This is a genomic window from Halomonas litopenaei, assembly GCF_017303055.1.
Classification (GTDB): domain Bacteria; phylum Pseudomonadota; class Gammaproteobacteria; order Pseudomonadales; family Halomonadaceae; genus Halomonas; species Halomonas litopenaei_A.
Map to the genome: position 1 here is coordinate 180,444 of NZ_JAEKJT010000008.1, position 18,315 is coordinate 198,758.

The 18,315-nt window shown below is 62.9% G+C and carries 13 protein-coding genes; 11 read left to right on the forward strand and 2 right to left on the reverse strand.

Annotated elements, in window-relative coordinates:
• Positions 1–333: 333 nt before the first annotated feature.
• The 5 genes from glnA to JF545_RS16500 all read left to right on the forward strand — a co-directional run bounded on the left by glnA (position 334) and on the right by JF545_RS16500 (position 6,599).
• The gene (gene glnA / locus JF545_RS16480) at positions 334–1,740 is read left to right on the forward strand and encodes a glutamate--ammonia ligase (protein WP_222162466.1); all 1,407 of its coding nucleotides are present in this window, start codon (positions 334–336) and stop codon (positions 1,738–1,740) included.
• A 150-nt stretch (positions 1,741–1,890) separates the two neighbouring features.
• Positions 1,891–2,577, forward strand: coding sequence for a hypothetical protein (locus JF545_RS16485; protein ID WP_206943865.1), 687 nt, complete (start codon positions 1,891–1,893; stop codon positions 2,575–2,577).
• Between the two features lie 397 nt (positions 2,578–2,974).
• On the forward strand, positions 2,975–4,024 hold the full coding sequence (gene glnL, locus JF545_RS16490; RefSeq protein ID WP_206943867.1) for a nitrogen regulation protein NR(II): 1,050 nt from the start codon (positions 2,975–2,977) through the stop codon (positions 4,022–4,024).
• Positions 4,017–5,429, forward strand: a complete 1,413-nt coding sequence (gene ntrC, locus JF545_RS16495; protein WP_206943869.1) for a nitrogen regulation protein NR(I) — start codon at positions 4,017–4,019, stop codon at positions 5,427–5,429. Before glnL ends, ntrC begins: the two co-directional genes overlap by 8 nt.
• Positions 5,430–5,627: 198 nt before the next feature.
• Complete coding sequence (locus JF545_RS16500; RefSeq protein ID WP_206943871.1) at positions 5,628–6,599, forward strand: hypothetical protein; 972 nt, start codon at positions 5,628–5,630, stop codon at positions 6,597–6,599.
• A 122-nt stretch (positions 6,600–6,721) separates the two neighbouring features.
• Here JF545_RS16500 and JF545_RS16505 read toward each other — a convergent pair whose 3' ends face one another.
• On the reverse strand, positions 6,722–8,539 hold the full coding sequence (locus JF545_RS16505; RefSeq protein ID WP_206943873.1) for an aminopeptidase P family protein: 1,818 nt from the start codon (positions 8,537–8,539) through the stop codon (positions 6,722–6,724).
• A gap of 2 nt (positions 8,540–8,541) precedes the next feature.
• Positions 8,542–10,125, reverse strand: coding sequence for a peptide MFS transporter (locus tag JF545_RS16510; RefSeq protein WP_206943875.1), 1,584 nt, complete (start codon positions 10,123–10,125; stop codon positions 8,542–8,544).
• Positions 10,126–10,450: 325 nt separating this feature from the next.
• Between JF545_RS16510 and JF545_RS16515 the strand changes: the two genes are divergently transcribed.
• The 6 genes from JF545_RS16515 (at position 10,451) to JF545_RS16540 (ending at position 18,315) form a co-directional block, all read left to right on the forward strand.
• A complete protein-coding gene (locus JF545_RS16515) occupies positions 10,451–11,665 on the forward strand; it encodes a CaiB/BaiF CoA transferase family protein (RefSeq protein ID WP_206943877.1) in 1,215 nt (404 codons plus the stop codon).
• 357 nt (positions 11,666–12,022) lie between these two features.
• Positions 12,023–13,009, forward strand: coding sequence for a Bug family tripartite tricarboxylate transporter substrate binding protein (locus tag JF545_RS16520; protein WP_206943879.1), 987 nt, complete (start codon positions 12,023–12,025; stop codon positions 13,007–13,009).
• Entirely contained in the window at positions 13,006–13,491 is a 486-nt protein-coding gene (locus JF545_RS16525) for a tripartite tricarboxylate transporter TctB family protein (protein WP_206943881.1), read from the forward strand. The genes JF545_RS16520 and JF545_RS16525 overlap by 4 nt, the downstream gene beginning before the upstream one ends.
• A gap of 1 nt (position 13,492) precedes the next feature.
• A complete protein-coding gene (locus tag JF545_RS16530) occupies positions 13,493–14,989 on the forward strand; it encodes a tripartite tricarboxylate transporter permease (protein ID WP_206943883.1) in 1,497 nt (498 codons plus the stop codon).
• A 123-nt stretch (positions 14,990–15,112) separates the two neighbouring features.
• Positions 15,113–16,450, forward strand: coding sequence for a deoxyguanosinetriphosphate triphosphohydrolase (locus JF545_RS16535; protein WP_206943885.1), 1,338 nt, complete (start codon positions 15,113–15,115; stop codon positions 16,448–16,450).
• A gap of 149 nt (positions 16,451–16,599) precedes the next feature.
• On the forward strand, positions 16,600–18,315 hold the full coding sequence (locus JF545_RS16540; protein WP_206943887.1) for a BCCT family transporter: 1,716 nt from the start codon (positions 16,600–16,602) through the stop codon (positions 18,313–18,315).

Sequence of the window (18,315 nt, forward strand, 5' to 3'; positions counted from 1 at the left end):
ATTTTGGTGCACAAGTGGGTCTTTGACGCGATGGCCGTGAGCTAATGCGCTATGCTGGAGCAGTAGTGGCGAGAACTTAAAATCGATGAAAAACATTGGGTTGAGATTTTTTTGATCAATGCTGGTGCAATGATGGCACGCAACCTGCATTGTTTCTGACAGTGTCATCGTGTCGAGCACGTCACCATGGGAACTGTCCCGGGAGCGTGCTACAAAGGATCCCGGTACCCCTTTTGCTCCCTGGATCATCCCCCAATTCGAAGTCGGTGACATGGGATTGGTGCCGTCGCCCCAATGCTCGAGTCACGAACAAGTTTCACTCTGGAGGACCACATGTCAGACAAGACTCTCGCCCTGATCAACGAACATGACGTCAAGTGGGTTGACCTGCGTTTCACCGACACTCGCGGCAAGGAACAGCACGTCACTATTCCGGCCTCCGAGGTCGACGAGGAATTCTTCGAGAACGGCCAGATGTTCGATGGCTCCTCCATCAACGGCTGGAAGGGCATCAACGAGTCCGACATGATTCTGCGTCCGGAAGACGGCACCGGCTTCCTCGACCCCTTCACCGAAGACGCGACCCTGATTCTGCGTTGCGACATCATCGAGCCGGCTACCATGCAGGGCTACGAGCGCGACCCGCGTTCCATCGCCAAGCGCGCTGAGGCCTACCTGCAGTCTTCCGGCCTGGGTGATACTGCATTCTTCGGCCCCGAGCCCGAGTTCTTCATCTTTGATGAAGTGCATTGGAAGGCCGACATCGAAGGTGCGATGTACAAGATTTCCTCCGAAGAGGGTGCCTGGTCAACGGACCGCGCCGTCGAAGGCGGCAACCTGGGCCACCGTCCTCGGGTCAAGGGCGGCTACTTCCCGGTTCCCCCGGTGGACAGCTTCCATGACATGCGCGGCGCCATGTGTAACACCCTGGAAGCCATCGGCCAGAAGGTCGAGGTGCACCACCATGAGGTGTCCAACGCCGGCCAGAACGAAATTGGCGTAGCCTTCAACACCCTGGTCAAGAAGGCCGACGAAGTTCAGGAAATGAAGTACGTGATCCACAATGTGGCCCACGCCTACGGCAAGACCGCCACCTTCATGCCGAAGCCCCTGGTCGGCGATAACGGCAGCGGCATGCACGTGCACCAGTCCTTCTGGAAGGACGGTCAGAACCAGTTTGCTGGCGACCAGTACGCTGGTCTGTCTGAAATGGCGCTGTTCTACATCGGCGGCATCATCAAGCACGCACGTGCGCTGAACGCCTTCACCAACGCTTCTACCAACTCGTACAAGCGTCTGGTGCCGGGCTTCGAAGCACCGGTCATGCTGGCCTACAGTGCCCGTAACCGCTCTGCGTCGATCCGTATTCCGTACACCGCCAGCCCCAAGGGCAAGCGTGTCGAGGCGCGTTTCCCTGACCCGACCGCCAACCCCTACCTGTGCTTCGCGGCCATGCTGATGGCGGGTATCGATGGCATCAAGAACAAGATCCATCCTGGCGATGCCATGGACAAGAACCTCTACGACCTGCCGCCGGAAGAAGGCAAGTCCATTCCGACCGTGGCGGAAAGCCTCGACCAGGCGCTGGCGGCTCTCGACGAAGACCGCAGCTTCCTGACCGAAGGTGGTGTCTTCACCGACGACATGATCGATGCCTACATCGAGCTCAAGAACGAAGACGTGGAGCGCCTGCGCATGACCACGCACCCGATCGAGTTCGACATGTACTACAGCTGCTGATCCAGCGACGACGACACCCCGTCGTATATCGGCCCCGCCTTGAGCGGGGCCGATTTTTTTGGCCTGGCCTTGCCCTCGAGCAAGCGATGCCCTTGGCCTGGCAGGACAGGCATCGCATGCTTGCCAGGACACCCCCATCAAGGAGCCACCGTGAAGCTACCACCGCGCTGCCGGCAGGCCATGTCGCCACAGCCGTCGGGCCGCCTGCCGGCTCGGCGATGCCGGTTGGAGCTGATGTGGCTGGGGTGGATATGGCGGGGGCGGATATGGCTTTGGCGAGTATCGAGAGGCCTGCTGCTGACGATACTGCTGCTGTATGGCTCCCAGGGGAGTGCCGCCGATGCCCTCTATCGTCGCGTCGAACGTCATGGCGGCGTCACCTATAGCGATCGGCCGCTGGAAGGTGGAGAGCGCTTCGTGCCAGGGGCGCTCTCCCATGTGCCGAGTGCTCCTCTGCCCCCGGCACTGTCCCAGCTGCCGGGGGATATCAGCGCTGCTGCGCCGGGCTACCTGGCACGGGAGGTACTGGCCATTGCCCGTCCGGCATCTGGCAGCGTGCTGCCCAGCGGCGCTGGCGGCAGCCTCGAGGTCGCGGCGGCCGTCAGCCCGCCTCTTGACGCCGGTTATGTGCTGGGGCTTGAGGTCGATGGCGTGCTGGTGACGACGGGGGATTCTCCACTGACCCTGACTCAGCTCGAGCGGGGAGAGCACCGCATCGTCCTGGTCGTGATCGACCCTGATCGCAAGGTTCGCCAGCGCAGCGACGCTGTCGTGCTGCACGTGCAGCGAGCCCGCGTTGCGGTGCCCGCGACTTCCCGCCATGGGCCGTCATCGTAGATAGCGAATGCTCCCTGTCTCCCTTGTTCCCGTTCCCCCCGGTCCCCCTGTCCCCCTGGCAGCTCAGACATCTGGCCAGAGTCACGTCGGTCCCGGGTGGCCCGCTGGCGTGGCCCCAATCCCATTCGGCATAAGCCCTAAACCAGTGCAGTGCACCAGCTTGGTGCAGTAGCATGTCCATGGGGAGGAGTGTCCAGGCTCCCCCGTGGGACGACAGCGGGTACACGGCGCACCACGGTGGTCATCGTCTGGGTGAAAGCGAGTCTGGCCCGCTTCTTGCTTGCATTAAGGAAGTGCACTCGCTGACGACGCCTGCTTCGGGATGGCGCCTTCAGCGCCTCGCAGGGGGGTGCACCTCACGCTCGGCTGAACGACTTCATCTGCTCAGGATACGCTCATGGCGTCAGGCATCATCGAACACCTCACCACGGCGGTTGTACTGCTTGATGAGGACTTGCGTCCAACGTGGATGAATCCCGCAGCGGAAGCCCTGCTGGCTGTCAGCGCTGCCCGAGTGATCGGCGTACCGCTGGGAGATTGGGTCGGCGGAGAAGACGATATCGCCGACGTGCTGGCGCGTGCCAGAGACGGTTTGCACCCCTATACCCAGCGTGAGGCGCGGCTGACCCTCGGCGGTGGCGAACCCTTGACGGTGGACTACACGGTGACGCCGTTGGCTCGGGATAGCCTGCTGCTCGAGCTGGAGCCGCGGGACCGGCTGTTGCGGATCTCGCGAGAAGAGGCCCTACAGTCGCGCCAGGAGACCATGAAGGTGCTGGCGCGAGGGTTGGCTCACGAGGTCAAGAACCCACTGGGCGGCATACGTGGCGCCGCACAGCTGCTGGAGCGTGACCTCGAGCAGACACCCGCGCTCAAGGAATACACCCGCATCATCATTGAGGAAGTGGATCGACTCAGGGACCTGGTCGATTCCATGCTCGGGCCGAACCGCGTGAGCCGCCGGGAGCCTCTGAACATCCACCGGGTGCTGGAGCGTGTCCGGGCACTGCTGCTGGTAGAGCAGCCCCAGGTCCGCATCGAGCGAGACTACGATCCCAGCCTGCCCGAGCTGATCGGTGACGAAGCACAGCTTATCCAGGCCGTGCTCAACGTTGCGCGCAATGCAGTGCAGGCTCTGGTCGAGTCGGACACCCCAGACCCCGTGATCAGCCTGCGGACCCGGGCCAGACGCCAGTTCACCCTGGGGGCCCAGCGTCATCGCCTGGTCTGCGATGTCAGTGTAATCGACAACGGGCCAGGTATTCCCGACACCCTGCGTGACACCCTGTTCTATCCAATGGTATCCGGACGGGCCGAGGGCAGCGGCCTGGGGCTGTCCATTGCCCAGTCGGTGCTGCATCAGCACGACGGGCTGATCGAATGCGAGTCCGCCCCCGGACACACAGAATTTCGCTTGCTGATTCCTCTGGAGATGAGTCATGACTGATGCCGCTCGTATAATGATCGTCGATGACGATCGCGCCATTCGCTGGGTGCTGGAGCGGGCGCTGGCTCAGCCTGACTTGCAGGTGGAAGCGGTCGAGCGTGCCGATACGATTCTGGATCGTCTGCTCTCCTCACCCCCGGATGTTCTGGTCACCGATATTCGTATGCCGGGCATCGATGGACTGGACCTGATGGCAAAGGTGCGTGAGGTGCACCCCGATCTTCCGGTTATCGTCATGACCGCTCACTCCGACCTGGACAGTGCGGTAGCCTCCTATCAGGGGGGCGCCTTCGAGTACCTGCCCAAGCCCTTCGATGTCGATGAGGCACTTGCCCTGGTGCGCCGAGCGGTCGCCCACGTGCGAGAACGCCAACGGCCCGTCAGCGTTCCCGAAGGCCTGGATGCAGAGATCATTGGTGAAGCGCCGGCCATGCAGGAGGTCTTTCGTGCCATCGGCCGTCTCGCCCACTCGCACATCACCGTGCTGATCAACGGCGAGTCAGGGACGGGCAAGGAGCGGGTGGCACGCGCCCTGCACCAGCATAGCCCTCGCGCGGGCAATCCCTTTATCGCCCTCAACATGGCCGCCATTCCTCGGGATCTGATCGAATCCGAGCTGTTTGGTCACGAAAAGGGAGCCTTTACCGGTGCCAGTGCCAGTCGTCAGGGGCGCTTCGAACAAGCCAACGGCGGCACCCTGTTTCTCGACGAGATCGGCGACATGCCGTCGGAAACCCAGACTCGGCTGCTGCGGGTGCTGGCCGACGGCGAGTTCTATCGGGTCGGGGGACACACGCCGGTCAAGGTGGATGTGCGGATCATCGCCGCCACCCACCAGGATCTGGAGACACTGGTGGCCGATGGGCGTTTCCGTGAGGACCTGTTTCACCGCTTGAACGTGATCCGCGTTCATCTACCGCGGCTGTCCCAGCGGCGTGAGGATATTCCGCGGCTGGCCAGGCACTTCCTGGCCGAGGCCGCCAAGGAGCTATCCACCGACGTCAAGGTACTGACCCAGGACGCCGAGGAGTTTCTGACCCGGGTGGACTGGCCTGGCAACGTGCGCCAGCTGGAGAACACCTGCCGCTGGCTGACCGTGATGGCCTCCGGGCGCGAGGTGCTGGTCGAAGACCTGCCGCCGGAGCTGCGTGGGGGGGATGACGTGGCTGCCGGAGGGGACTGGCGTGAGGCGTTTCGCGCCTGGGCTGACGGTGCCTTGGCCGCTGGCCATACCCACTTGCTGGAAGAGGCCGTGCCTGACTTCGAACGCATTCTGATCGAGACAGCGCTCAAGCACACCGCGGGACGCAAGGGCGAAGCGGCAGAGCTGCTTGGCTGGGGCCGCAACACGCTGACGCGCAAGCTGAAGGTGCTGCTGCCTTCGCTGGCCGAGGACCACGATTGAGCGTGGTGGCCGCAGCAAGGGCATAACCTCTCTGTTGAAATTGACCTACCTCAAGGGGCGTATCACAAACGCTCAATGAGTGACCTAGAGTGATGGCGGAATAGCATATTCTCTCCAAACATTGTTTGAGCCGCCACGCTCTTGTCACCACGTTTGCAGCTTCAGCAGTGCTGCTGCGCTTCTGAGAGGGTCTTTCCCATGTCTTTTTCGCGTATTGGCAGGTTTAGCCTGCTGAGCTTGTGTTTCTGTGCCTTGGCGACAGGCGCTTACGCCCAGGATTCCGGCCGTCCGGTCACGGTCCCCGCTCACAGCGAGCAGGCCCCAGCCGCCGGTGATGACCTCGCCGCCATTGCCAAGGAGACCACCAACCCGGTCGGCTCCGCCTGGATGCTGTGGATGCAGAACGACTACACCCATCTCGATGGTGATGACTTCGATGGGCGCTGGTCGAACTCCTTCAAGTTCCAGCCCGTCATGTCATTCCCGTTCGAGCTGGCCGAGGATAACTGGAATCTGGTGGTGCGCCCCGTCTTCCAGTGCAACTCCTCGCCCATGGACGAGAGCTTCGGGACCTTGGCTCGTGGTGGCAGTCCGCTGGATATCGACCCAGATGAGTGGAGTCGCAATGCCCCCCATCGGGGCAGGACGGAGGGGCTCGGTGACACGGCGCTGGTCACCTTGGCCGGCCCGGCTCGCAGCGATGGCGTGATCTGGGGGCTGGGGATGACGCAGATTTTCCCGACCGCAGAGCACGATGTACTGGGGCAGGGGAAATTCCAGGCCGGTCCTGCGGCGCTGATCGCGCGCCTGGCGCCGAATCCTGGTGGCTGGAACATGGGCCTGCTGGCCCAGCATTGGTGGTCCTATGCCGGTGAAGATGATCGGGAGCACACCAGCCAGACCGACCTTCAGTACTTTCTCAACTATCGACTCAGTGGCACCGAATTGGTGGGCATGACCCCCAACGTGCGGATCAACTGGGAAGCGGACAGTGGAGAGAAGGTCAATTTCCCGATTGGCCTGGGGTACTCCAACGTGATCCGCATGGGCAATACGCCGGTTCGCCTGGCCGCCGAGATTCAGCGCAGCGTGATTCGCGGTGACGAGTGGGACGCCGACTGGAATCTGCGCTTCATGTTCATCCCGGTGGTCAAGAACCCCTTCCTGTAAGGACGCTGTGGCCTGCCATGAAACGACAGACATGAAACGACAGAAGGGCTCCGCCATGGCGGAGCCCTTCTTGATTTGCTCTGACGCTAAGCGTGTCGGCGTGATCGCCGGCGAGGTCGCGATCAGGCCAGCGTCAGAGGCTCGGTGCGCGCCTCAAGCCAAGCCAGCGCCGGGCCATCGAGCAGAGGTGCCAGCCGGCGGCGTACCTCGGCATGATAGGCGTTGAGCCAGTCGAGCTCGGCCTGGTCAAGCATCAGCGGAGCCAGGCAGCGGCTATCAATGGGACACAGGGTCAGCGTCTCGAACTCCAGGAAGTGACCGAACTCACTCGCGGGAGCGGGGCGGTTGGCGACCAGGTTCTCGATCCGCACGCCCCACTGGCCAGGCCGATATACGCCAGGCTCGTTGGACGTGATCATGCCCGCACGCATGGCGGTATGTTCGGCGACGGACGCGCCGGAACTGATCACCTGAGGGCCCTCATGCACATTGAGGAAGTAGCCTACTCCATGGCCGGTGCCGTGGCCGTAGTCACGCCCGGTGGCCCACAGCGGCGCCCGCGCCAGGGCGTCTAACCGCGAGGCGGCGATACCCTCTGGAAAACGCGCTCGGGACAGCGCAATCATGCCCTTGAGCACCAGGGTGCAGTCTTCGCGCTGCGCCCGAGACACCTCGCCCACCGGTACCATGCGGGTGATGTCGGTCGTGCCGCCACGGTACTGGCCGCCGGAGTCGATCAGCAGTAGCCCGTCACCCTCTATCGTCGAGTAGGCCTCGGCGGTGGCGCGGTAGTGGGGCAGGGCACCGTTGGCATTGAAGGCGGCAATGGTGTTGAAGCTTTCGCAGACGAAGTCAGCGTGCTGGGCACGCTGTTCGCGCAGACGGGTTTCCACATCGAGCTCGCTGACCGGTTCCTGGCGGGACAGGCATTCCTCCAGCCAGGCAAAGAAACGGCACAGTGCTGCCCCATCTGCTTCCATGGTCTGGCGCACGAACGCCAGTTCATGATCCGTCTTGATGCCCTTGGCCAGGGTGCTGGGCTGAAACGCCTCGACCACGTTCATCTCCGCCGGCAACGCCTGACGGGTGCCGAGGGTCACGCGAGCCGGATCGATCAGTGCCGTCTCGTCCCGGGGCAGAGCCGCCAGGCGCGGTGCCCAGTCAGCATAGTCGGCGACCTCGATACCGTCTTCGGCGAGCGCCTGAGTCTGTTCGGCGTCCAGCTTGCCGGGTGCGACAAACAGGGTGGCTGTCGCCCGGCCAACCAGCAGGTGGGCCAGAAACACGGGGTTGAAGCCCACGTCCGAGCCACGCAGGGTGGTCAGCCAGGCGATGTCGTCGAGGGTCGAGATCAAGTGCCAGTCGGCGGCGTGGTCGGCCATGGCCTCGCGCAGATGGGTCAGCCGTTCACCACGTGTCTGATCGAGATAGCGCGGGTCGTGGGGTTCGATGGGCTCCAGCGGCAGGCGTGGACGGTCGGCCCAGATCTCGTCGAGCAGGTCCTTGTCGCCACGCAGGTTTACTCCCTGCTGGCCAAGCAGTTCGTCCAGCTGGCGGCCGTGTGCCAGCGATACCACCTGGGCGTCATAGCCGAGCGTGTCGCCCTCGGCGAGCCGCTCACTGAGCCACTGCATCGGCGCGGCAGCCTGCCCCTGGGTCAGCTTCTGCATGGCAATGCCGCTGCCAGCGAGCTGGGCCTCGGCCTGCACAAAGTAGCGGCTATCGACCCACAGCCCCGCCTCGTCCTGGGTCACCACCAGGGTGCCGACAGAGCCATCGAAGCCGGAAAGCCACTCGCGCCCGGCCCAATGCTCGGGCAGGTATTCGCTGTTGTGGGGATCGCTGGAAGGTAACCACCAGGCGTCTACCTGATGGCGACGCATCGCGTCACGCAGTTCGCTGAGACGTTGGCGAGCGGTCTCGGCGCTGGTTGAGGACATGCTCAGACTCCTGTTTTGACGATAGCTTCAGCGTCCGCGCGATGCGCGGACGCCGGATCGATGAGGCGGTGGTGCTTCAGCATGCGCTTGAACACGGGTACGAGCAACAGCAGCACGGCGGCGAAGATGACCAGGGCGATGGCCGAACGTCCGAACAGCTCGGGCAGCTGCTGGATTTCTTCAGCATTGACGTGGCCGCCGATCAGTCCTGCCACCAGGTTGCCCAGCGCGGCGCCGGTGAACCACAGCCCCATCAGCTGGCCTTGGGTGCGTTGGGGAGAGAGCCCTGACATGGTCGACAGCCCCACCGGTGACAGGCACAGCTCGCCCAGGGTCAACAGCAGCATGCTGCCGACGATCCACAGGGGAGAGACCAGCCCAGGTCCACTGAGTACCTGCTGTGCAGCCAGCACCATCAGGCCGAAGCCCATGGCCGCCAGCAGCAATCCCAGGACGAACTTCATGGGGCTGCCGGGTTCAAGGTGACGGCGGCCGAGGGCCGGCCACAGCCAGCCGAACACCGGGCCCAGCAGCACGATGAAGACCGGGTTGAGGGACTGGAACCACAGGGTGGGGATGTCCCAGCCCAGCACATTGCGGTCGGTGTAGTTAGCGGCGAACAGGTTGTAAGAGGTGGGCTGCTGCTCAAAGGCCGCCCAGAAGAAGGCTGCGGCCACGATCAGCACGAAGCAGATGGTCACACGGATGCGCTCGTCACGGTTAAGGCCGGAGAACAGCATCAGGTATGCAAAGAACCCTACCGCAGCCACGATCAGGACGCTGGTCATGGCTTCTGCCACGGCGCGGGCATCGATGCTGATCACCCCAGTGGCGACCAGCGCGACCAGGGCGGCGAGGGCGGCCAGACACAGGCTGACGATGGCGCCCACATGCCGGCGTCGCTGGGCCGGAGCGTCCCAGGTGGAGGCCCGGCCACGCTCGACATCGGCACGTTGCATGGCGGGCACCGCCCACAGACGAAACAGCAGCAGGGCAATCAACATGCCGACGCCCCCCATGGCAAAGCCCCAATGCCAGCCCATGGAGTCCATCAGCAGTCCGGTGAACAGCGGCGCAAACAAGCTGCCGATGTTGATGCCCATGTAGAAGATGGCAAAGCCTCCATCCCGGCGCACATCGCTCTCGTCATAGAGGCTGCCGACCATCACCGAGATGCAGGTCTTGAACAGGCCGGTCCCCAGCACGATGAAGATCAGCCCGACAAAGAAGGCAATCGCGCCGAACAGGGCGGACAGGGCGATGGACAGGTGGCCGAAGGCGATCAGGATAGAGCCGTACCAGACGGCACGGCGCTGGCCGAGCCAGTTGTCCGCCAGCCAGCCGCCGGGCAGCGCGGCAAGATAGATGGCGCCACCATAGATGCCCACGATGGCGGCGGCGGTCTTGGCGTCGAGGCCTAGACCACCGTCAAACAGGGAGGCGGCGATGAACAGTACCAGCATCGGCCGGATGCCGTAGAACGAGAATCGCTCCCACATCTCGGTGAAAAACAGCGGGCCAAGGGCGCGTGGATGCCCAAAGAACCCCTTGTCGGCGTGGGAGCCGGGTGAGTGGGTGGATTGCATGAGACCAGACCTTTTCGGGGTGGGAAGGCGTGCTTACGCCTCTACTTCAAGCGCCTCGAGTCGAGAGGGCATTCGGGAAGATTGCGAGCAATAGACACAATAATGTGCCGATAGTCGTAAGAAATTGCTGTAGATCAGCATAAAGGCAGCGAATTTTAGGGAAATCGTCCTTCGAGGGAAATACCCCAGGCGGTCTGACTGGCCGCGTACCCCCTGTCATCTCAGCGAAAAGGCGTATGTCCAACATGCGGGGTCAGCCTCTATATTGTCGAAATGTCGATGTTTCTCGGCAGAGCCCCTTCGCTGAACGGACAGGATGAGCGTCATGGAAGCACCCGTGCAGGACAGTACGCGATTGTCAGGGAGCCTGGCTGGCATCAGGGTCATCGACCTGACACGCGTGATTTCCGGTCCTTTTGCCAGCCAGATGCTGGGGGATCACGGGGCAGAGGTGATCAAGGTGGAAACACCGGGCGAAGGTGACGTGGTGCGCAAGCAGGGCAACATGGTCAACGGCTTCAGCGCCTACTTTGCCCAGTTCAACCGCAACAAGCGTTCCATGACCCTCAATCTGCGCACCCCCGAGGGGCGTCAGGTGCTTGACCGCCTGCTCGACGGTGCCGATGTCCTGGTGGAGAACTTCCGACCAGGGGTGCTGGCGAAGATGGGGCTTGATGATGACACCCTGAGGACACGATTTCCTCGGCTGGTGGTCGGCCGTATCAATGGATTTGGTTCCACCGGTCCCTACCGTGACCGGCCCGCCTATGACTTTGTGGCCCAGGCCATGAGTGGCTTCATGGGCGTCAATGGTGCCGAGGGCGGCGAGCCAATGCGAGCGGCGCCCCCCATCAGTGACATGGTCGCCAGTCTCAACCTGGCCTTCGGTGTCAGCGCCGCACTGGTAAGGCGGGAGCGAACCGGGCAAGGGGAGATTCTGGAAACGGCGCTGACCAATGGCCTGGTGGCAATGCTGGGGTATCTGGCGGCGGAGTTCTTTGCCACGGGCAAGGTCCCGACGCGGACCGGCAATGATCACCCGATGCTCTACCCTTACGGACTGTTCGAGGCTGCCGATGGCGAGGTGGCCATCGCCCCCAGCAGTGAAGTGATGGTGCGCAGGCTGCTGGAAGCCCTGGGACAGCATGCGCTGCTCGAGCAGCCCCGCTTTGCCGACAATCGCCAGCGCATGGCCAATCGCGACGCCCTTCGCGAGATACTCAATGAAGTCACGCGACAGCGCAGCGTGGCGGAGTGGATTGATCATCTCAATGCTGCAGGAGTGCCCTGCGGTCGCGTTCAAGATCTTCGCGAGACCTTCTCCGACCCTCAGATTCTGGACCAGCAGATGCGCCTGGAGCTGGATCAGGGCGAGGCGGGAACGATCGCAACGACCGGCTTCCCGATCAAGATGCGTGAGGCCCCGGCCGCGCTGCAGCGCCCGGCCCCTAAACTGGGCGAGCATACTGCCGAGGTGCTGGCGGAGCTGGGTTTTGACGCAACACAGTGCGAAGACCTGCGTCGTCGTGGCGTTGTCTAGCCTGGTCACGGAGCGGCCTCTGCTCGGAGCCGTCGGCATGATCGGAGCCGTCGGCATGATCGGAGCCGTCGGCATGATCGGAGCCGTCGACAGGCGAGCGCGAAGACAGCCAGGCGAGACGGCGCAACGTAGAGGTATTGGCTAATCCGATAGGACACGCGCAAGTCAACACGCTGCCGTGTAGAAGATGCCGACCCGCTCGGTAGCAGTCATCCGCAACAGCTGTCCAGGTGATGGGAGGACAGCGGCGACCCAGGCACCTGTCGCTTCACCGCAAGCAACGCTGACACCGGTGGCGGTGGCCACCACAGCACGACATACCCCAATAATCAACAAACTCTGCAAGGAGCCCTGCTCATGCCATTCTCGCTCAAGCCTCGTATTGGACTGCCGCTGCTCGCGCTGGGTCTTGGTCTGTCCTCTACCGTCAACGCCGTGCCCATCGATGAGTGCATTGCCCCGGCAGACCCCGGCGGTGGCTGGGACTTTACCTGTCGTAGTGTCGGCAAGTTGCTGACCGACCTCGAACTGACGGACGGCACGGTGCAAGTCACCAACATGCCGGGTGGTGTTGGTGCCGTGGCCTTTTCGAATGTGGCGGCCAAGCGCGCCGATGACAGTGATTTGATGGTGGCGACCAGCACGGTGGGCATGACCCAGATTGCCCAGGGCCGCTATCCCGGCGGTGCCGAGACCATGCGCTGGCTGGCGATGCTGGGTACCGATGTCGGGGTCATCCTGGTCGATGACGAAAGCGAATACGAAAGCCTCGAACAACTGCTCGAGGCCATCGTGGCGGACCCCTCTTCTGTGGCGGTAGCCGGCTCCAGCGGTGCGGGTGGATGGGACCACATCCGGGCCTTGATGCTGGCCAAGGCAGCGGGGCTGCCTGGGGACCAGGTCGGCGCCCTGCGTTGGGTGCAGTTCGATGGCGGCGGTCCCGCGGTGACCCAGATGATGGGCAACCATGTGGATGTGGTGTCGACAGACCTGGGCGAAGTGGCAGGTTTCATCGAATCGGGTGACGTGCGTGTGCTGGGGGTGCTGTCAGAAGATCCGCTGCCGGCGCCCTTCGACCAGCTGCCCACCGCCGTCAGCCAGGGTTACGACGTGACCGGCTACAACTGGCGCGGTTTCTACACCGGTGGCGACGTCTCTGACGACGACTATGCCAGCATGGTAGAGGACCTCGAAACCCTGTACGCCAGCGACCAATGGAAAGAGGTTGCTGCCCAGAATGGCCTGGTTCCGCTGTGGCGCGGTGGCGATGAGTTCTCCTCCTTCGTGGTCGAGTCCATCGAGCGGGTCGAGGCGATCTCTCGGGAGATCGGGGTCATTCAATGAGTCACACCGATGACCTCGAGCTGAATCATGATCGCCGGCCGGCACCGGTCGGTGATCGTATCGCGGGGGCGGTGTTGCTGCTGCTGGCGCTGGGCGCCTGGTGGCATTCGCACAGCTTCGTCACTGGCTTCATGCAGCCGGTAGGGCCGGGGGCTTTCCCCCGGCTGGTCAGTCTGCCGCTAGGCGTATTGTCGGCGTATCTGCTGTTTCGGCCGGGCTTTAACGAGCGCTGGCCGGACCGTGCCGGGCTTGCACGTCAGCTGGCAGTGCTGCTGTTGCTGGCTGCCTATGCGGGCGTGCTGGAAGCGCTGGGCTTCCTGCCTGCCACGCTGGTCGGTGCCGTCCTGCTGACGCGGCTGTTTGGTGCCCGTTGGCAGCAGGCCATGGTGGCCGGGACCGGACTGGCGGTGGGGCTCTATGTGCTGTTCGAGTTTGGCCTCGGCATGCCGTTGCCGAACGTACCCTGGTGGGGAGCTGCCTGACATGGATACCTTAGCGTTTCTTGCCCAGGGCTTCGCGGTCGCGACTCAGCCGGAATTTCTGCTGCTGGCGCTGATCGGTTGTGCGGTGGGCACCCTGATCGGCGCCTTGCCGGGACTCGGGCCGGTCAACGGGGTGGCCCTGATGATCCCGCTGGCGTTCAACTTTGGACTGGAGCCCACGGCGGCCCTGATCCTGTTGGTCAGCGTCTACTACGGCTGCATGTACGGGGGGCGTATCAGCTCCATCGTGCTCAATATTCCCGGTGACGAGCCGGCCATGATGACGACCCTCGACGGCTACCCCATGGCGCTGAAAGGCCGCGGTGGTGAGGCCCTGGGGCTGTCGGCGGTGGCGTCCTTCGTGGGGGCAACCATCGCCACCATCGGCTTGACCTTGTTCGCCCCGCTGCTGGTCGATCTGGCCATCAAGTTTGGGCCAGCGGAATACTTCGCGCTGTTCCTGCTGGCGTTTGCCACCATCGGCGGCGTGACCAGCGGTAGCTTCACCAAGAGTTTCATTGCTGCGTGCCTGGGACTGTTGCTGGGCACCGTGGGCATCGATCCGGTGTCCAGCGTCGCCAGATATACCTTTGGTACCTTCGAACTGTATGACGGCATCGATTTCATCGTAGCGCTGGTCGGCCTGTTTGCGATCTCCGAGTGTCTGGTGTTTCTGGAAAAACGCCACGATGCCGACAAGCCTCACGTCCAGCTGGGTTCGGCCTGGCCGGGCATGACGTCGTCGCTGTCCTGCAAGGGCAGCATTGGACGCGGCTCGCTGATCGGCTTCGTGTCGGGGGTGTTGCCCGGAGCCGGTGCCTCCTTGGGTAGCTTTCTCTCCTATATGCTGGAAAAGCGCTGGCTGGGGGCGAAAGGCGATTTCGGCAACGGCGACCCTCGCGGCGTCGCTGCACCGGAAGCCGGTAACAATGCCGCTGCCGGTGGTGCGTTGATTCCGATGCTGTCGCTGGGGATTCCTGGAAGTGGCACCACGGCGATTCTGCTGGCGCTGCTGCTGTCGATGAACATCACCCCGGGGCCGCTGCTGTTCGCGCAGCAGCCGGAGATGGTATGGGGGCTGGTGGCGGCGCTGTTTATCGGCAACATCATGCTGCTGATCCTCAATGTGCCGCTGGTCGGACTGTTTGCTCGTGTGCTGCAGGCGCCCAGCTGGCTGCTGATGCCGATGGTGGTGCTGATCGCCTTCGTGGGCGTCTATTCGCTCAACAATAGTCCCTTCGATCTGTACATGATGCTGGCGTTCGGGGTGCTCGGCTATGTCCTGCGCAAGCTGGAGATACCGACCGTGCCGGTGGTGCTGGGCTTGCTGCTGGGCGGTCAGATGGAGTTCAACCTGCGGCGTGCCATGTCGATCAGCGGTGGCGACTGGAGCATCCTGGTGAACAGCGGGATTTCCATCGGCATCTATGTCTTCGCGGTGACGTTGATCATCGCCGGGGCTGTCTACGCCATGTTACTCCGGCGCCGCCTCAAGTAAGCCAGGAAGGCGCCAGGGCTGATGAGCGGCGGTATGCCCTGGGAAATTGGCTGAGCTCTCGGTGAGCGTGGCCTTGATGAGGGTGCTGGTGTCAGAATGGCGGTTCACAAGGAGGGAGCCGCCATGAAAACCATGAACTGGGAACGCCTGCTGGATCCGGTCCGATTGCACGATCCACGTGGCAGCACCCACGATGAAGTGGGGCGCAGTCCCTTTCACAAGGACCATGACCGGATTGTCTTTGCGGGTTCCTTCCGTCGCCTGGGGCGCAAGACCCAGGTGCACCCGTTGACCGACAATGATCATATCCACACCCGCCTGACGCATTCGCTGGAGGTCGGCTGTGTCGGCCGCTCGCTGGGCATGAGCGTGGGCGAGCTGCTGCGTGATCGCCTGCCTGCTTGGATCACCCCAGCGGATCTCGGCGTCATCATCCAGGCGGCGTGTCTGGGCCATGACATCGGCAACCCGCCCTTCGGTCACGCCGGCGAGTATGCCATCCGTGACTGGTTCAAGTGTGCCGCGAACAATGGTAGCGGCTTGCTCGACGGGCTGACGCCGCTGGAGCGTGAAGACCTGCTGACCTACGAAGGCAATGCTCAGGGCTTTCGCATCGTGACCCAGATCGAATACAACCAGTTTCGTGGCGGCATGCGCCTCACCGCGGCGACCCTGGGCACGCTGTTGAAGTATCCATGGACAGTGACCCACGGTGGCCAGGCCGGCAAGTTCGGCTGCTATCAGAGCGAGCTTCCCGCGCTGGCACAGGTGGCGGAGCACCTGGGCCTGATCCCCCAGGGCGAGCATCGCTGGTGCCGTCATCCCCTGGCCTGGCTGGTAGAGGCGGCAGACGACATCTGCTACGCCTTGCTGGATCTCGAGGACGGGGTGGAGATGGACATCCTGGACTTTGACGAGGTGGCGGAAATTCTCACCCAGATTGCCGGGGGAGAGCCAGCGGACTATGCCGAGATGTGTCGCAATGGCGTGTCTCAGCGACGCCGTATCGCGGCGCTGCGGGGGGCGGCCATGGAGCGGGCCGTCACCGATGTTGGCAAGGTCTTCGTCGAACACGAGCAGGAACTGCTGTCAGGCACGCTGCAGCAAGACCTGTTGGAGCTGTGCCACCCGGACCTTGACTGGGGGGTGAAGCTGGCCAAGCAGCTGGCGCGCAAGCGGATCTTCCAGAACACGCGCAAGGCCAAGCTGGAAATCGGCGCCTACACGACGTTGGGCATCCTGCTGGAGGCGTTTATCGGTGCGGCGCATGAGCTGCATCACACCGGGCATTCGAGCTTCAAGCATCAGCGGGTATTGGCGTTGATCGGCGAGAATACGCCGCTGCCGTCCTGGTCCTTGTATGACAGCTACCGTCGTATGCTGGACTTTATCGGCGGCATGACCGATCACTACGCGGTAGACCTGGCCCAGGAGATGGGCGGCAAGCTGCGCGGGGATTAGGCAGACTTGCCCAGCGGCTTGCTGTCGGTGCAGGGCACCGCGGCGTTGACGCAAGCGCAGGTAGCGTGGGCCACCGGAGGTGCCGGCACGGTGGCGCCACGCGGTTTTCTCGTATACTGAGGGGGAAAAACATAACAAGGGATTGATTTGTGAAAACGCAGACGCCCCCCCAGAGCGATCATGGCTTTGACGTGATCGACAAACCGACCTTCTTCGGTTCGCTGTTCCTTCTTCTTGCCGTCACTGTGCCCCTGGTGATCTTCCCCGAACAGGGCGCCACCTGGGTGCTGGCGGCCAAGAACTTCATTACCAATGAACTTGGCGTGCTCTATCTGGCGCTCGGGCTGGGCGCGAGCGGCTTCATGCTGTTTATCGTGTTCAGCGATATTGGGCAGATCAAGCTCGGGGACCCTGAAGAACAACCCGAGTTTTCGACAATATCCTGGGCCGCGATGCTGTTCTGTGCCGGGATCGGAGCCTCGATCCTGTACTGGTCGATGATCGAGTGGATCTACTACTACCAGGCGCCACCGTTTCACGCCGAGCCTCTGTCGCCAGATGCCGCTCGATGGGCGGCGGCCTACGGCATTTTTCACTGGGGCCCGGTGGCGTGGTCAATCTATCTGATTCCGGCCATCCCGATCGCCTACTTCTACTATGTGCGCAATCACAGCGTGCTCAAGATCAGCGAGGCCCTGATGCCCGTGCTGGGTGAGAGTCGCGCCCACCGCTGGCCAGGCAAACTGATCGATGTACTGTTCGTGTTTGGCATGCTCGGCGGCGGGGCCACCACGCTGGGCTTGGCGGCCCCGCTGATCAATGAAGGGCTGTATGAGCTGTTTGGTGTGCCCAAGACCCTGGCCGCGCGAATCTTCGTGCTGATGCTGTGCACCGCGATCTTTGGCTACAGCGCCTTTGTGGGGCTCAAGAAGGGGATCAAGGTGCTCTCCGACATCAACTTCTGGTTGGCCACCGGGCTGCTGGTCTTCGTCTTCGTCGTGGGGCCCACCGAGTTCATGGCCAGCACCGGATTGGACGCCTTGGGGCGGGTTCTCAGCAACCTGGTGCACATGGGCACCTGGACCGAGCCCTTTGCGCGATTCGAGAATTTCCAGTCCACTCACTTCCCCCAGGACTGGACCATCTTCTACTGGGCCTGGTGGCTGGTGTTTGCGCCCAGCGTGGGGCTGTTCATTGCGCGCATCTCGCGTGGGCGGACCATTCGCTCCATGGTAGCGGGATCGATCTTCTTCGGCTCCCTCGGCTGTGCCCTGTTCTTTATCGTGCTGGGCAACTACGGCCTCTACCTGCACCTGTCCGGCACCCTGGACCTGGTCACTATCCTCAACGAAGAGAGCGCCACGGCGGCCATCTTTGCCACCCTGTCGACCCTGCCGCTGAGCTATCTGGTGATTTTCGCCTTCACCTTGCTGGCCCTGATCTTCACGGCCACCACCTTCGACTCGATTTCCTACATCCTGGCAGCAGTGGTGCAGAAGGAGGTCGATGAAGAGCCGATGCGATGGAATCGACTGTTCTGGGCCTTCGCGCTGTCGTTCATGCCGGCGGTACTGATGTTCATCGGAGGCCTGGAGACCCTGCAGACAGCATCCGTCGTGGGTGGGGTGCCGTTGCTGCTGGTGGCGCTGCTGTTGTGTATCTCGACGGTGCGAGCGGCGCACTACGACCTGCGCTATCAGCCTGACTATACCGACAAGGAAATCTATATCGAGGAGTTCCCGGAGGATGACCCCTGGACCGAGGAAGGCACCTGGGAGCTTCCGGAAGGTGAACATCATGGCGTCAGCCATGATGATCGTCCCCATGTGGAGGGTGACCCCGGCAGTCATCCTTCTCGCCTGTAG

Bases quoted from the DNA above. Each gene is read 5' to 3' on its own strand.
- JF545_RS16505 (WP_206943873.1), bottom strand. From the start codon at position 8,539: ATGTCCTCAACCAGCGCCGAGACCGCTCGCCAACGTCTCAGCGAACTG.
- glnL (WP_206943867.1), top strand. From the start codon at position 2,975: ATGGCGTCAGGCATCATCGAACACCTCACCACGGCGGTTGTACTGCTT.
- JF545_RS16535 (WP_206943885.1), top strand. From the start codon at position 15,113: ATGAAAACCATGAACTGGGAACGCCTGCTGGATCCGGTCCGATTGCAC.
- JF545_RS16525 (WP_206943881.1), top strand. From the start codon at position 13,006: ATGAGTCACACCGATGACCTCGAGCTGAATCATGATCGCCGGCCGGCA.
- JF545_RS16510 (WP_206943875.1), bottom strand. From the start codon at position 10,125: ATGCAATCCACCCACTCACCCGGCTCCCACGCCGACAAGGGGTTCTTT.
- ntrC (WP_206943869.1), top strand. From the start codon at position 4,017: ATGACTGATGCCGCTCGTATAATGATCGTCGATGACGATCGCGCCATT.
- glnA (WP_222162466.1), top strand. From the start codon at position 334: ATGTCAGACAAGACTCTCGCCCTGATCAACGAACATGACGTCAAGTGG.
- JF545_RS16515 (WP_206943877.1), top strand. From the start codon at position 10,451: ATGGAAGCACCCGTGCAGGACAGTACGCGATTGTCAGGGAGCCTGGCT.
- JF545_RS16500 (WP_206943871.1), top strand. From the start codon at position 5,628: ATGTCTTTTTCGCGTATTGGCAGGTTTAGCCTGCTGAGCTTGTGTTTC.
- JF545_RS16530 (WP_206943883.1), top strand. From the start codon at position 13,493: ATGGATACCTTAGCGTTTCTTGCCCAGGGCTTCGCGGTCGCGACTCAG.
- JF545_RS16520 (WP_206943879.1), top strand. From the start codon at position 12,023: ATGCCATTCTCGCTCAAGCCTCGTATTGGACTGCCGCTGCTCGCGCTG.